Consider the following 14,880-nt stretch of genomic DNA (forward strand, 5'->3'; position numbering starts at 1 on the left):
GTCAACATGCACCACGCACGCTCCGCACTGACCCGTGTCACACCCAACATGCGTCCCCGTCAGCGACAAACCCTCACGCAAAAAATCAACCAGCAAATCTCGGGACTCTACCGGCCCTGCAACCTCTCGGCCATTAACCTTCATCTTGAGCTCAGGCATGACATTCCTCCCCGTTAAAGCTTTCATTGTCGATGACTAAACCACGGGAGTCTCTGTTTGAGAACAGAAAATAGCCGCTCACCCCCGGCGCCCGGCGCGGGGTTGCGGGCGGGTCGGGATCTCCTTGAGAAGCCCTCCCACCCCCATCGCGGCAATGTCGCGGCCGGTAACCGTAAGCCCGCAGGCCACGCGCGACAGCACCCAGTCGGCCCCGTTCAGCGCGGGCGAGCGGGCGCAGCCCGGCAGGCCGATCACCGGACGCGCGCCGAGCGACCCCAGAAACAGCAGGTTGCCCGGATCGACCGGCATGCCGAACCGCTCGACCACGCCGCCCGCACGGCGCAGGGCGGTGGGGGCCACGTCCTCGGGGTCCGAAGTGGCCGAGCCGGTGAGGATCAAGACCATGTCGCCCCGAACCTCGGAGATCGCCGCCGCAAGCTCGGCACCGCGATGGGGCACCAGCCGCAGGTCGTCGAGCGTCAGGCCCAGCGCCTCGACCCGGCCCCGGATCGCAGCAATGCCCTTGTCATTGGGGGGACCGCCGGGAATGTCGGTGACCACCAGCCCAGCGCTGCGCAACACCGGCGCCGCCAGGCGGATCGCGCCACGCGCCGCATCTGCCGCGCGGTCTACATCGGCCTGCGGCACCGCATAGGAGATCACCTTGATCGTGGAGACCATGCCGCCCGGCCCCATCTGCTGATGTTGCGGCACCGTGGCCACGGTGATCATCGGGTGCACCATATTGAAACGCTCGATCGCGTCGACGTCGAGACAGACCACCCCTGGCCCGTCCGCCAGCAGGTTGACGCGGCCGGTAAAGGGCGCGGTCACCCGCAGCCCGGCGGCGCCCGGATCGGGCGCCAGCGCGGCGGCCAGTTGCCGGGCGGCGGCATCCTCGTGACAATCGCCGGGGTCGAGCCGCGCCACGATCACCTCGGCAATGCCCGCCTGAGACAACTGCTCCAGATGCTCAGGCTCCAGCCGCAGCCCCTTGCGCAGTTTCTTCGCCCCCACCTGCACCGAATGGGCCAGGATCGCGCCGTCGGCCCCGGCCACCGGGACGGGGCCGAACCTCATGCCCGCCCCCGCAGCACCGCCGTCATCTGCGCCAGGATCGCCACTGCGATCTCGGCCGGGCCCGCCGCCCCGATATCAAGGCCGACGGGCCCGTGAATGCGCCCGATCTGTGCCTCGGTGAACCCGGCCTCGTGCATGCGCGCAACCCGTTTCGCATGGGTCCGGGTCGAACCCAGCGCGCCGATATAGAACACATCCGCCGCCAAGGCGGCCTCAAGCGCGGGATCGTCCAGCTTGGGGTCATGGGTCAGCAGCACCAGCGCGGTGCGCGCATCAAGACCCAGTTTCGCCACAGCCTCGTCGGGCCAGTCATGCAGGATGGTCTCGCCGGGAAAGCGCGCGTCGCTGGCAAAGGCCTCGCGCGGGTCGATCAGCACCGGGTCATAGCCCGCAATGCGCGCCATCGGCACCAGCGCCTGGGCAATATGAACGGCGCCCACAACGATCAGCCGCAGGGGTGGGTTGTGCACGGCGACAAAAGTCCGCCCATCCTCTTCGAAGCCGGAGCGGTCCATCCGCATCCGCTCGGGATAGCCATCCCGTGCCAGCGCCCTTGTGCCGCGCGCAGTGTCGACCACATAGGCAAGCGCCCGACGGGAGGCACGGGCATCGACCAGCTCGGCCAGCATCGGCTCGGGCAGGACCTTGCCCACCGGCTCGACCAACACACGGATGGTACCGCCACAGGCCAGACCCACGGCAAAGGCGTCCTCGTCGCTGACCCCGAATTCCAGCAGCCGCGCCTGCCCCTCCTCCAGCGCCTCGAGCGCCTCGACGATCACCGCGCCCTCGACACAGCCGCCCGAAACCGAGCCCTCGATCCGGCCATCGCCGCCGATCGCCAGTTGCGCGCCCACCCGGCGCGGGGCGCTGCCCCAGGTTTCCACCACCGTGGCCAGCGCCGCGCCCAGCCCTTGGCGGTGCCAGGCCAGCGCAATCTCGGGCGCATTGTCAAAACGTTCCATGCATGCCTCCACCTGCGCAGTATGGCGTGCGACGCGGCCAATTCAATGGTGCGAAAGTAGGGGCGAAGCAATTGTGAGGACAAACGAAATGCGGCCCGGCGGGAACACGAACGCCGGGCCGCGGATGCATGGCCAGGGAATTTGCGCGAGAGCCATGCACCGGGATATGAAATCGCGCCTATTCTGCCGGAGCCGTGCGCAGCACGCCCGCCCCCATCAGCCGATCCGGCAGGGCAAACGCCAGCGCCACAAAGCCCAGCCCCAGCACCAGACCCAGAATGTCGCCCGGCAGCGCCGTCATGCCCTCGTATTTCGCCCCCGGTACGGTTCCCAGCGTCACCGCGCCCCCGGCGATCTTGTCAAGCAGGCCGCTGGCCTTCCAAGCCGGATAGGTCACCATATAGGCGGCGGCGCCCAGCAGACCGCCGGCAATGAAGAACAGCGCGTCCTTGCGCCCCGAAGCCGCCGCGACAACGCCGGTGCCGGGACAATAGCCCGCCGCAGCCCAGCCCGCGCCCAGCATCAGGCCCCCCAGAAAAACACCGACATAGGCCGTCTTGACCGACATATGGCCCACATCGACCAGGCCCAGCATCTGGCCGCCGAACATCAGCGCCGAACCGGTGCCGATCGCCAGCAGGATCGCCTTGGCCAGACGCAGGTCGGTCAGGTTCAGCATGCGGTTGATCACGTTCGGGTTGGCGGCGCCGACCCGGTCCAGCGCGGCGCCAAAGGCCGCCCCGATCACGATTGCGAGAATGATCGACGTCATAGCTCAGACCTCCTTGCGAAACATCAGGATGGAAACGGGAATGGCGGCGGCAAAGGCCCCGGCGGCAAAGATGTAACCGCTGAGCGCCGTCTGCATCATGCCAGACATCATGTGGCCCGAGGTGCACCCCCCGGCCAGACGCGCGCCATAGAGCACGATGAAACCGCCCAGAAAGGCCACCGCATAGCGCTTGACCGTGCTGTCGCCGAAATTGGCGCGCCAGAGCGCGGGGATTGCCCGCTCGGCCCGATCCAGTCCGCCGCGCGCCATCACCGACAGGAACCCGCCCAGCATCATCGCCAGCACGAAGACAAAGGAATAGTTAAGCGGATTTGCCACCGACTTGGCATATTTGCCGCCCGATTTGGCCAGATAGGCATTGGTTGAGGTATAGCCCTCTTCGGTCTTGGTCACGAGGTCCGGCATCACCGCGTCGGCAACGATCCCGTCGAGAATGACAAACTGGGTCGAGACCCCGATGGGCTTGACCAGCAGTACGGCGGCAAAGAAGACCAGCCCCAGAAGCAGCCCGCCGATTTTCCAGTTGAGTGTCATGGGTTTCCCCCCTTGCAGAATTCACATTCTACATCACGAATACATCACACATTCGAGTTCCGGCATGACATAGATCAAATTCATGACTTCGATCGGCCCCGATCAAAGGGGGCGCGGCCTGAACCGAGGGCTGAGCGCAGGTGAGAAACGATCCGGCGCTTGCGGGGCAGGCTCCGACGCCCTACTCTGAATCGCACACCGGGGCGCGTTGCGTCGGAGTGATCTAAATTTCTGTTCTCAAAGGAGAATATGATGCGAACGACATCCGCAACTGCCCTCGCCCTCGGCGGCATCACTCTTGCCGCCACGGCCGTTCTTGCCGACGAATTTCAACCCTATGGAAGTGTCGAGGGGTGGAACGTCTTTGTCGACACGACCAAGAAATCCTGCCTGATCGAAACCGTGGACGCCGCCGAGAACGTGGTGCAGATGGGCCTGACCAAGGACCGGGGCGTCGCCTATATCGGTGTGTTCACGAAGGCCGATACCGGCATCAAGAAGGGAGAAAAGGAAGCCGTCGCGATCCTGCTCGGCGAAAAGATCTTTATTGGTGAGGCGACCGGCATGCGGGGTAACATCACCAAGGGATATTCGGGCGGCTATGTGCTGACGGACGACCCGTCGGTGGTCGACGCCGTGGCCAAGGAATACGAGATGATCGTGTTTCCGGAAAAGGCCTATACCTTTGCCGTGAACCTCAAGGGTACCTACAAGGCCATCGAAATGGCGCGCGAGTGCAACGCCAAGCAACTGGAGTAAACGGGCGTGTTTTGACCGTTTTGTACTGGGTCCAGACGGGCGACTGACTGTTTTTACCGCTGCTGACACGCCCGTCTTTACCCGCCTCGGATACTCGGTTCCGGAACCCGAATCCGAGAACAGGGCCTCTTCGAGTGGAGAGGCCCAACTGGACCCTCCACCTACACCGGCCGAAATGACGGCCGGTTTGCGTGCATGCGAACTCGTCTCGAGCCTATTCGGATTTGCGGCAAATGATCTGAACCGGTTGGGTTCTTCGCTCCTCAATATTCCGCGCGGCGTTCTTCACGATCTGCGGCGCAAGTTCTCCCAAAAGAATATGCGTACCGAAAACCGGCGCTTCACCCTTGGCCGCGAGCGCCATGGCGGCCTTGTACCCTTGCAGGTATTTATCGCCGGTATCCGTGACGTCGATATTCACGAAACCGGTTTTGCGTAGGGCATCCACCGTGTCCGACGGGCGCATTAAATGGGCCCCGCGACCGTCTTCGGACCAAGGCACCGGATGGTGCGGTTCGCCCACTTCGCCCAGCCCGTGTTCGGTAAGTGCAAAGAAGGCTCCTGGCTTCAGGACCCGAAAGGCCTCGGCGAAAAAGACGGTCCGGTCCGGCACGTTCATCAGGACGTGCTGGCTGTATCCGCCATCGAAGGTCTCGTCCTTGTAAGGGAGGTTCTGACCATCGCCATGTTGGCATCTCACGGCGTCCTGCATCCCGACCAGTGCGCTCAGCTTGTTGGCAGCTTCGATGAAGGGGGCGGTGATGTCGATGCCCTCGACCCGACAGTCGAAACGCTTGGCCAGGTACCGGGCGGGGCCGCCAATACCGCAGCCGATGTCGACGAGCGTATCGCCCTGTTGGATCGGCAGCGCATCGGCAAGCTCGACAGTGGCCGGGAACCCCCGCGCATGGAAATGGTCCACTGGCGCGAGTTGTTCGATGGTCACAGTATTGGGATCAATCCCCGCCAGTTCCATCGTTGCGAGGATACGAGAATAGACGTCCCCCTTGCCCCAATGATCGGAAATCTCTTGTGTGTTGGTCATTTGCCCCCCTCTTTCCGACGTCACAATAGCACAGTTTATCGGGTCCTTGGAGTTCCGGGTCCGATCGGCTACCCGGTGGGAAAACGGCATCAACCCGGCGGTTTGTTGACTTCGGTGTCAACCCTCGCGGATTGCCGCCAGCAACCGCGCCTTTTCACCCATATCGTCGGGGCGCGAAATGACCTCGGCCAGTTCCTCGAGCGAAGCGATGGAGTGGCCCGCGCGGAAGCTGTCCACGTGGGGCAGCATCGCGCGGATGCCGCGCGCCTTGGGCGCGAACTCGGACCAGCGCAGGAGCGGGTTGAGCCAGATCAGCCGACGCGAGGACAAATGCAGGCGCTCCATCTCGGCGGCAAGCGCGTCCGGGTCGTCACGGTCGAGCCCGTCGGTGATCAACAGCACCACCGCGCCCTGCCCCATCACCCGGCGCGACCAGTCGCGATTGAAGGCGTGCAGGCAGGCGCCGATGCGGGTGCCGCCCTCCCAATCTTGGGCCTCGGCCCCGGCGGATTTCAGCGCGGCGTCGACATCGCGTTGGCGCAGATGCCGGGTGACATTGGTCAGCCGTGTGCCAAAGGTAAAGGCATGCACCTTGGCCCAGCCTTGCCCCTTGGCATTGGACACGGCATGGAGAAAATGCAGAACCATACGACTGTATTGACTCATCGAACCGGAAATATCGCAAAGCACGACGAGATTGGGCCAGCGTGGGCGCGGTTCGGCACGGGCGATATCGCGCAGTTCGCCGCCTTGGCGCATGGCGGCGCGCAGGGTGCGGGCGCGGTCGATACGGGGCCCCAGCACCGCCGCCTGTCTGCGTCGTGACGGGATCGGCTTTACCGGCAAGGTCAGCCGGGCCAGCATGCGTTTGGCGCGGGCGATCTCCTCGGTGCTCATCTGTTCGAAATCGAGCGTCTTGAGCTTTTCCTCGGCGGACATGGTGAGCGAGGCATCGACCTCGATCAGGGTTTCCTCGCCCTCCTTCTCGGGTTCGGGTTCCGGCAGCTCCGGCTGGTTCCCGTCGAGCAGAGCCTCGGCGGCGCGTTTCTCGGCGGCCTGCGCGCTGCGTTCCTCCTGCACGCCACGGATGGCGGGCAGCATCATCGACATCATGTGTTCCAGATAGCGCGGGTCACGCCAGTAGAGGCGGAAAACCTGGGCAAAGACGGCGCGGTGTTCGGGGCGGTTCACGAAACAGGCGTGAAGCGTCCAGTAGAAATCGCGTTTCTCGGTAAATCCGGCCGCCTCGACCGCGCGCACCGCGTCGATGACGCGGCCCGGCCCGATCGGCAATCCCGCCTTGCGCAGGGCGCGGGCGAAATGGGTGATGTTCTGGGCCAGACGCGGATTTTCCGGCAGGGCAAGCGGGGCGTATTCAGGCATGACACCCGCCTGCGCTGTTTCGAATAGCCGCTTTTCGTGCTATGATGGCACAATTCATCAAGACCAAATTTCTTTCTTTCACCCTGCATTCAAAGGACAGACCATGAGCGATCTCCTTACCACCCATGCGCTGCTGGCGCCCGAGGCGCAGCATCCCGGACACTCGGCCCTGTGTATCGAACGGTTCGGCGAAATCGCCGCGACCACCGGGTTCCGGCCCGGCCTTGAAAGCGCGGACAATCTGGCCGAAACCAGCGTCTCGGGCTTTGCCGAGGCCCGCGAGGCCAGTACCGCCGGAATGCCCGACGACGAGCTGGATGCGCTGATGCATGGCAGCGGCTTCCAGACCGAGGTGGTGATCGGCCTTGACGACCGTATCCGCATCAGCCCCGCCGATCTCTGGCCGTGGGCGGTGCATGGCCATATGGAGATGACCTTTCCCGATGGCCGCCGTTTCATCGGGTCTGGGACAATGGTGAACCGCCACCATGTGCTGACGGCGGGCCATTGCGTGTTTTCGCGCGACAGTGGCGGCTGGGCGACCGAGGTGATCTTTCAAGCCGCGCGCGACGATGGCGCGCTGCCCTTTGGCACCAGCCGCGCGGTGCGCCTGCTGTCGGTGGCGGGCTGGACCAATGGCGAGAACCCTGAATTCGACATGGGCATGCTGATCCTGGGCGACGAACTGGGCGACCGGACCGGCTGGCACGGCATCGTCACCGGACCCGAAGCGATGCTCTCGAACCACCGCGTCAACGTCTCGGGCTATCCCGGCGACAAGGGCGGGCGGACGCTGTGGACCCATAAGGACGTGATCAAGTCGGTAACCGACACCAAGGTGTTCTATGATATCGACACCGCCGGCGGCCAATCCGGTTCGGGCGTCTGGTCGGTCTGGGACGGGCACGCGGGCGAGAAGGTCTGCGCCATCCACACCACCGGGTCGCAATCCGGCAATGGCGCGGTGCGGATCAATCGCGACAAGTTCGACCGGATCACCGGCTGGATGGCGCGCCACTGACCGCGGCCCGGTCGCGGGGCCGCGCCTAGCCATGGGCGCCGCGTGGGGGCGCTGCCCCCACACCCCCGGAGTATTTCGAACCAGAAAGAAGCATCAGGCGGGTTCCAGCGAGGCCTTGGCCTGATCCAGGATGCGTTTGGCCTCGGACCCTTGCAGTTTCTGGATGTCGTCCTGGTATTTCAGGATCGCGCCCAGCGTGTCGGCGATCACCTCGGGGCTGAGGTCGATCACGTCGAGCGCCAGCAGGCACTTGGCCCAGTCGATGGTTTCCGCCACGCCCGGTTTCTTGAACAGATCCTCTGTGCGCAGGGTCTGGACAAAGGCCACCACCTGGCGGCTGAGGGTCTCGGCGGCCTCAGGCGCGCGGGCATGCAGGATTTCCATCTCGCGATCGAAATCGGGATAATCGACCCAGTGATACAGGCAGCGGCGTTTCAGCGCGTCATGCACCTCGCGCGTGCGGTTCGAGGTGAGGATGACGATGGGTGGCTCGGGCGCCTTGATGGTGCCAAGCTCGGGGATGGTGACCTGGAAATCCGAGAGCGCTTCGAGCAGGAACGCCTCGAACGGTTCGTCGGTGCGGTCGAGCTCGTCGATGAGCAATACCGGAGCGCCCGCCGGATCCGGCCGCATGGCTTGCAGAAGCGGGCGTTCGATTAGGAAGTCATCCGAAAAAAGTTCGGTCTGGAGCGCACCGCGGTCGGCGCCGCCAGCGGCCTCGGCGGTGCGGATGGCGACCATCTGAGCGGGGAAATTCCAGTCGTACACGGCCGAGGCGGCATCGAGCCCCTCGTAGCATTGCAGGCGGATCAGTCGGCGACCCAGAGCGGCGGCGATGGCCTTGGCGATCTCGGTCTTGCCCACCCCGGCCTCGCCCTCGAGAAAGAGCGGCCGCCCGAGACGCAGCGACAGGAACACGACCGTGGCCAGCGCCCGACCGCAGACATAGCCCTGTTCAGCCAGCATCTGTTGCACCGCGTCTATGGATGGCGCCTGTGTCATGTCTGTCTCCGCTTTCCGTGTTGCGCCCAATGGGGCATCACCGGCGCGCCCGCGTCAAGCGGCAGAGGGGCGGTTTTGCGACACAAAGACTGCGACGATAGTCTAACACTTAGGGGTCTGTTGACGCTTGTACGCGCAAATGTCATGACATTGGAAACAATCGGAGGGCGGGAAAACCGCCCGCAAACAGGCGATGACAGCAATCTATTCCAGGGCAACCGGGACAAGTACATGCGGATAACGGCGGTGACCTGCGTCAAGAACGAGGGGCCGTTCCTGTTGGAATGGATCGCGTTCAACCGGTTGATCGGGGTCACCGATTTCCTGTTCTATTCCAATGACTGTTCCGATGGCACCGACCGGCTGCTGGATGCGCTGGCCCTGGCTGGCCCCGATCTGGATGGCTTGTGTGGCAACGTCGTGCATCTACCCAACCCGGCAGAGGGCCGCAATTACCAGATGGAGGCGCTGAAGGATGCCGCCCATCGCACCGTGGTGCAGGCCGCCGACTGGGTCTGGATCGCCGATGTGGACGAGTTCCTGAACATCCATGTGGGCGACAACACAATCCCCGCGCTGATCGCTGCTTGCGGCGACCCGGCGGCGATCTCGGTGCATTTCCAGTTCTTCGCCAATGACGGCATCGACGGGTTCGAGGACCGGCCGGTGATCGCGCAGTTCACCCGCTCTCACAATCCCGACATCTGGTGCGGTGAGACCGCGATCGAGGTCAAATCGCTGACCCGGCGCGACTTTCCCTTGCAGTATTTCGGCGCACACCGGCCCTTTTTCAGCAAGAAGCAGGGCAAGAAGAAGGGGCTGGCCTGGGCCGATGGCTCGGGCCGTCAGGTGCCGCACAAGTTCCTGGTCGCGGCCAATCCGCGCCGCATCCGCAAGTTTCCGGCCAAGGGCGCGCGCGATTTTGCGACGCTGAACCATTACGCGCTGCGCTCGCTGGACAGCTACCTGGTCAAGAACGACCGGGGCGATGTGAACCGCGAGAACCGGGCCTTTGACGACAGTTATTGGCGCGAACGGAACGATCCGGCCTGGCAGGATACCAGCATCGCCCGCTACCTGCCGGCGCTGGAAGATGCGCTGGAGCAAATCAAGGCGCATGGCGAGATCGGCACCCTGCATGACGAGGCGGTGCGGCTGCATCGCGAAAAATGCGCCGCCCTGCTGGAACAGCCCGCCTATCGCGATATGCAGGCGCAGCTGCGCGCCGCCTCGACCCTGCCGCCGGGCGAGGAGGCCTTGTTGCAAGAATTGGGAATGATGTGATGGCACGGCTGAGAGTGGTCAATCTGGGCCTGCCCAAGTCGGGCACCACGACTTTAGGGGTGGCGTTGCGGGCATCTGGCCTGACGGTGGCGGACTGGAAGATCCGCCGCCATCAATCCACCAATCCGGCGGTGGCGCGCCATTTCGTGGGCGACCTGATGTATCGCGGCTATTTCGAAACCGGCGACCCGTTGCATCTGCTCGATGAATTCGATGCGATGACCGAGATCAACGTGGTGGGCGGCGATCTGAATCGCTGGCCGCAGACCGATTGGGGGCTGCTGTCGGCGATCATCGACCATCATCCCGACGTGAAATTCATCCTCAGCCATCGCGAACCAGAGGCGCATGCGGACAGCATGATCCGCTGGACCAATCTGGGGCGCAAGCGCCTGCGCATTTTCGACGTGCCGGGCCTGCCGGGCAAGTACGGCAGCGCGCCCGCCGATATCGTGCGCTGGATCGACGGGCACTCCCGGTTTTGCCGTCGGATTTTTGCCGGCGATCCGCGCTTTCTGGAATATGACATTCTCGACCCCGAGGCGCCGACCAAGATTGGCGCGTTTCTGGGCCTGCCGATCCAGTGGTGGGGTACCGTGAACGAGAACCCCGAAACCGGTGCCGAGACCATCACCGACGCGGTGACCGAATCTGAGACGACCCCGACCGAGGATCCGGCCAGCTGATGCGTATCGTTCTTCATATCGGGCCCGAGGCCACGGGTGCGGATCGCATCCAGTCGATCCTGTCGGACAAACGCGAAGGGCTGAAATCGCAGGGCGTACTGTTTGCCCGCAGCCCAGGCAACCGCAACCACATGCGGCTGTATATGGCGGTGACAGACCCCGACCATGTGGACCCGTTCCGCTATAATCGGGGCTATGCCGCCCCCGAGGCACAGGCGGGGCTGCGCGATGCGATGCTCGAAGGGCTACGCGCCGAGATCGCCGCCACCCGCCCTGACACGCTGATCCTGTCGGCGGCACAAATGGCCAGTTCGATCCACCGCTCGACCGAGGTGGCGCGGCTGCGCGACCTGCTTGCGCCTCTGTCCGATGACATCCAGGTGGTCGCCACGGTGAGCGACCCTGCGCATATGCTGCTTGATCACTATGCCGCGCAGGTCTCGGAAGGTCGCGCCGCGCCGCTGGAGCAGGAGCTGGAGCTGATCGGCACGCCCAGCTGGTGGCAGGCGGCCATCGCGGCGATGCCCGCCATCGACCCGATCCGGGGCATCTTCGAAGAGACCCAGGGACCGGCCTTCTGGCTCGATCTGGTCGGGCTGGTGGACCTGTGGGAGGAAGGTTTCGGCACCGGAGCGATGCGGCTGCTTTCGCACGACCCCGTCGACCTAGCCGGCCCCGGCGCAACCGAACTGGTGCGCGAGATGTTCGGTATCCCGCGCGGCATCGGGCGGGCAGAACCGGCCTTCGCCGCCCCCCTGCCCTCGGCTGCCACCCTGTCGCGCCAGCGCCGGTTCAATGAACTGCTGCTGCGCTATATGGCCAATGGCGACAAGGTTGTGACACGGCAACTGTGGCGCAGCCTGCTGGACGAGTTGGCCATAGACGGCCCGCCCCCGGCGCCGGATGGGCTGGCCGCGATCTCGGCCCGGTTCGAGGCCGCCAACAGCGCCCTGATGCTGGATCATCCGGGGCTGAACGAGGATCAGTTCACCCCGCCGCCCGCCGCCGATTGGGCCGAGGCCGATCCCGAGCGCGGCTTTCGCGCCTCGCAATACCTGCTGGCGGCGCGCTGGCGGATCGACAAGCTGAGCGCCGAACAGCTGGCCACCCGCGCCGAGCAGGTCACGGGCGAGACCGCCGGGACCACAGCCGCCATCGCCCCGCAGGTCGAGGCCGAAAGCGACAACAGCCTGAGCGAGACCGCCCGTCGGCTGATGCCGCCGCTGGCGGTGCAGAATTTCGAGAAGCTGCGCAAATCCTCCTACGCGCCGCATAACCGCATCGGCGCGGTCGACGAGGAACAGCTGGCCGCTGCCTTCTCTCCCGCCAAGCCGCGCAAGCTGGCCAAGGGCAAGACCGGCAATCTGATCGTCGGCTGCATGAAGAACGAGGCGCCTTATATCGTCGAATGGGTGGCCTATCATCGGGCCATCGGGGTCGATAATTTCCTGATCTACACCAACGATTGCTCTGACGGCACCAGCGAAATTCTCGACCGGTTGCAGGACCTTGGCGTGCTTCAGCACCGCAACAACGACAAGTGGAAAGGCAACTCTCCCCAGCAGCACGCGCTGAATCAGGCCTTGAAGGAACCGGTGCTGAAAAACAGCGACTGGATCATCCATATCGACGTCGACGAGTTCATCAATATCCGATGCGGCAACGGCACGCTGGACGATTTCTTTGCCGCCGTACCCGAGGCCACCAATGTCGCGATGACCTGGCGGCTGTTCGGACATAACGGCGTGACCGAACTGAAGGACGAGTTCGTCATCGACCAGTTCGACGCCTGCGCGCCTAAATACTGCCCCAAGCCGCATACGGTCTGGGGCTTCAAGACCATGTTCCGCAATATCGGCGCCTATGAGAAGATCAGCTGCCACCGCCCCAACAAACTGGACGAAGCCTTTGAAACCAAGGTGAAATGGGTCAATGGCTCGGGCCAGGACATGACCGGAGAGGCGCTGAAATCGGGGTGGCGCAATTCCAAGAAATCCATCGGCTACGACCTGCTCCAGCTCAATCATTACGCGCTGCGCAGCGCCGAAAGCTTCCTGGTCAAGCGTCAGCGCGGCCGGGCGCTGCATGTGGATCGCTCGATCGGGCTGAACTATTGGATCCGGATGGACTGGAACGACCACCGCGATGTCACGATCAAGCGCAACCTGCCCCGGATGCGCGCCGAATATGAACGGCTGATGCAGGATGACACCCTGCGCGACCTGCATGCGGCGGGGCTGGACTGGCACCGGGCCAAGGCCGCCGAACTGCACGGCATGCCCGAATTCGAAGACCTGTATCAGCAGGCGCTGGAGGTACAGCTGAGTGGGACCGAACGCGTCGCGTATGCGCTGGCGCTGGATATGGAGAGCTGAAGCATGGCGGACGGATCCCAGACCAATGACGGCAAGTTCCTGATCTCGCGCGGGATGCGGTTTCCGCTCGATCCCGACATCCTGCCGAAACGGGTGCGGGTGCTGTTGCGCACCGATGGTTACGAGGCCAAGGAGGCGCGTGCCGCCTATCGTCTGATCAAAGAAGGAGACGTGGTAATGGAGCTGGGCGCCGGCATCGGCTTTATGTCCACCCTGATTGCCACCAAGACCCGCGCCGCCGAGGTGCATTGTTTCGAGGCCAATCCGCGCCTGATCCCCTATATCGAGGCAGTGCATGCCGCCAATGACGTCACCAACGCCCATATCCACCACGCGCTGTTGGGGGACAAGCCCGGGCGGCGCACCTTCTACCAGCGCACCTCGATCCTGGACAGTTCGCTCGACCCGCTGCCCGAGGATGACGACACGGTGGAAAAAGTACAGGTGCCCGTGCGCGGCGGCGCCAAGGCGCTGGCCGATATCCGGCCCAGCGTGCTGGTCTGCGATATCGAGGGGGCCGAAGTGGAGCTGCTGCCGCAGCTTGACCTTTCCGGCCTGCGCGCAGTGCTGATCGAGCTGCATCCGCAGTGGGTCGGCAAGGAGGGTATCGCGCAGGTTTTCGAGGCAATGCGCCGCGCCGGTCTGGTCTTCTTCCCGCGCTGGTCCCAAGGTAAGGTTGCGGTGTTTCGCAGCGATTGGTGAGGGCGCATGCGCAGTCTGGCTGTTTTGACGGTTCGCAACGAAGCAGCGTTTCTGCTCGAATGGTTGGCCCATCACCAGGCGGTGGGGTTCACGGATTTCCTTGTCTTTTCAAATGACTGCCAGGATGGCACCGACCAGATGCTGGATCGGCTGGCCGAGATGGGCGTGCTGGTTCATCTGCGCAATGATGGCCCCTATGACAAGGGGGGCATCCAGTTCACGGCACTCAAGGCGGCCTCGAAACACCGGCTGGTGAAACAGGCCGACTGGATCCTGCCGCTGGACGTGGATGAATTCGTCAACATCCATGTGGGCGACGGCAGCCTGTCGGCCCTGTTCGAGGCCCTGCCGCGCGCCACTGCGATCACGCTGACCTGGCGGCTGTTCGGCAATTCCGACACGCCGCGCTATGTGGATGCGCCGGTAACCGGGCAGTTCACCCGCTGTGCGCCCGAGATCATGTTCTGGCCCTGGCGCGCCTCGATGTTCAAGACGCTCTACCGCAACGACGGCACCTATCGCAAACTGGGGGTGCACCGCCCGCGCAACCCGGTGCCCGAGCGGCTGGAAACCTCACACTGGTATGACGGGCATGGCCGTGCGCTGGACGAAATGTTCCGCGAGAACCGGATATTCTCCAGCTATGGCCGCCCCAATTACGGGCTGGCGCAGCTCAACCACTATCCGCTGGGCGCGATGGAAAGCTACGTGCTCAAGGCCGATCGCGGCCGCGCGGTGCATTCCGAGCACATGCTGGACGTCGATTACTGGGTCGAGCGCAATTTCAACACCGATACCGACGACTCGATCCTGCGATATGACAAGCGCAGCACTGCGTTGCGCCAGGCCCTGCTGGCCGATGCGAAACTGGCGCGGCTGCACAAGCGCGCGGTGGAATGGCGTCAGAAACGCTTTACCGACCTGATGAAGCAGGAACCCTATCGGGCGCTGTTCGCACGGTTGCTGATGACGCCACCCTCGCGCCTGATCAGCGCGGCCTCGGCCCGCACGCTAGTGGGGTTTGCCAATCTGGGCCGCATGGAAACCACTGCAGACGGTCCGGAAAACGACCCGAAACCGGCCTGAGTTTTG

15 protein-coding genes are annotated in these 14,880 nt (G+C 64.2%); 7 read left to right on the forward strand and 8 right to left on the reverse strand.

Going from position 1 to position 14,880, the window contains the following annotated elements; all coding sequences use genetic code 11:
• The 5 genes from AC2FNA_RS17315 to AC2FNA_RS17335 form a co-directional block, all read right to left on the reverse strand.
• A partial coding sequence (locus AC2FNA_RS17315; protein WP_496828846.1) for a 2Fe-2S iron-sulfur cluster-binding protein occupies nucleotides 1–159 on the reverse strand: 159 nt, incomplete at its 3' end.
• Between the two features lie 78 nt (nucleotides 160–237).
• Nucleotides 238–1,239 carry a molybdopterin-binding protein gene (locus AC2FNA_RS17320; RefSeq protein ID WP_496828660.1) on the reverse strand — a complete coding sequence of 334 codons (1,002 nt, stop codon included), beginning with the start codon at nucleotides 1,237–1,239 and terminating at the stop codon, nucleotides 238–240.
• The gene (locus tag AC2FNA_RS17325) at nucleotides 1,236–2,204 is read right to left on the reverse strand and encodes an XdhC family protein (RefSeq protein WP_496828662.1); all 969 of its coding nucleotides are present in this window, start codon (nucleotides 2,202–2,204) and stop codon (nucleotides 1,236–1,238) included. The genes AC2FNA_RS17320 and AC2FNA_RS17325 overlap by 4 nt, the downstream gene beginning before the upstream one ends.
• A gap of 178 nt (nucleotides 2,205–2,382) precedes the next feature.
• Nucleotides 2,383–2,976, reverse strand: a complete 594-nt coding sequence (locus AC2FNA_RS17330) for a YeeE/YedE thiosulfate transporter family protein (RefSeq protein WP_496828664.1) — start codon at nucleotides 2,974–2,976, stop codon at nucleotides 2,383–2,385.
• Between the two features lie 3 nt (nucleotides 2,977–2,979).
• Complete coding sequence (locus tag AC2FNA_RS17335) at nucleotides 2,980–3,531, reverse strand: YeeE/YedE thiosulfate transporter family protein (protein ID WP_496828666.1); 552 nt, start codon at nucleotides 3,529–3,531, stop codon at nucleotides 2,980–2,982.
• 252 nt (nucleotides 3,532–3,783) lie between these two features.
• On the opposite strand from AC2FNA_RS17335, the gene AC2FNA_RS17340 reads away from it, so the two are divergent.
• On the forward strand, nucleotides 3,784–4,290 hold the full coding sequence (locus AC2FNA_RS17340; protein WP_496828668.1) for a hypothetical protein: 507 nt from the start codon (nucleotides 3,784–3,786) through the stop codon (nucleotides 4,288–4,290).
• A gap of 214 nt (nucleotides 4,291–4,504) precedes the next feature.
• Here AC2FNA_RS17340 and AC2FNA_RS17345 read toward each other — a convergent pair whose 3' ends face one another.
• Nucleotides 4,505–5,425, reverse strand: coding sequence for a class I SAM-dependent methyltransferase (locus AC2FNA_RS17345; RefSeq protein ID WP_496828670.1), 921 nt, complete (start codon nucleotides 5,423–5,425; stop codon nucleotides 4,505–4,507).
• Between the two features lie 27 nt (nucleotides 5,426–5,452).
• A complete protein-coding gene (locus tag AC2FNA_RS17350; protein ID WP_496828672.1) occupies nucleotides 5,453–6,718 on the reverse strand; it encodes a vWA domain-containing protein in 1,266 nt (421 codons plus the stop codon).
• A 103-nt stretch (nucleotides 6,719–6,821) separates the two neighbouring features.
• On the opposite strand from AC2FNA_RS17350, the gene AC2FNA_RS17355 reads away from it, so the two are divergent.
• Nucleotides 6,822–7,739, forward strand: a complete 918-nt coding sequence (locus AC2FNA_RS17355) for a trypsin-like serine peptidase (RefSeq protein WP_496828674.1) — start codon at nucleotides 6,822–6,824, stop codon at nucleotides 7,737–7,739.
• Between the two features lie 93 nt (nucleotides 7,740–7,832).
• On the opposite strand, the gene AC2FNA_RS17360 is transcribed toward AC2FNA_RS17355, so the two are convergent.
• Nucleotides 7,833–8,741 carry an AAA family ATPase gene (locus AC2FNA_RS17360; protein WP_496828676.1) on the reverse strand — a complete coding sequence of 303 codons (909 nt, stop codon included), beginning with the start codon at nucleotides 8,739–8,741 and terminating at the stop codon, nucleotides 7,833–7,835.
• A gap of 231 nt (nucleotides 8,742–8,972) precedes the next feature.
• On the opposite strand from AC2FNA_RS17360, the gene AC2FNA_RS17365 reads away from it, so the two are divergent.
• Genes AC2FNA_RS17365 through AC2FNA_RS17385 form a run of 5 tightly spaced genes read left to right on the forward strand, consistent with a single transcriptional unit; the run spans nucleotide 8,973 to nucleotide 14,874 of the window.
• Nucleotides 8,973–10,025: a glycosyltransferase family 2 protein gene (locus tag AC2FNA_RS17365; protein WP_496828848.1), complete on the forward strand. Its 1,053-nt coding sequence runs from the start codon at nucleotides 8,973–8,975 to the stop codon at nucleotides 10,023–10,025.
• A complete protein-coding gene (locus AC2FNA_RS17370) occupies nucleotides 10,025–10,711 on the forward strand; it encodes a sulfotransferase (RefSeq protein WP_496828678.1) in 687 nt (228 codons plus the stop codon). Before AC2FNA_RS17365 ends, AC2FNA_RS17370 begins: the two co-directional genes overlap by 1 nt.
• Entirely contained in the window at nucleotides 10,711–13,086 is a 2,376-nt protein-coding gene (locus AC2FNA_RS17375; RefSeq protein WP_496828680.1) for a glycosyltransferase family 2 protein, read from the forward strand. The genes AC2FNA_RS17370 and AC2FNA_RS17375 overlap by 1 nt, the downstream gene beginning before the upstream one ends.
• A 3-nt stretch (nucleotides 13,087–13,089) precedes the next feature.
• Complete coding sequence (locus AC2FNA_RS17380; RefSeq protein WP_496828682.1) at nucleotides 13,090–13,788, forward strand: FkbM family methyltransferase; 699 nt, start codon at nucleotides 13,090–13,092, stop codon at nucleotides 13,786–13,788.
• Between the two features lie 6 nt (nucleotides 13,789–13,794).
• Nucleotides 13,795–14,874, forward strand: coding sequence for a glycosyltransferase family 2 protein (locus tag AC2FNA_RS17385; protein ID WP_496828684.1), 1,080 nt, complete (start codon nucleotides 13,795–13,797; stop codon nucleotides 14,872–14,874).
• Nucleotides 14,875–14,880 lie beyond the last annotated feature (6 nt).

Source organism: Ruegeria sp. YKSD163, assembly GCF_059612905.1.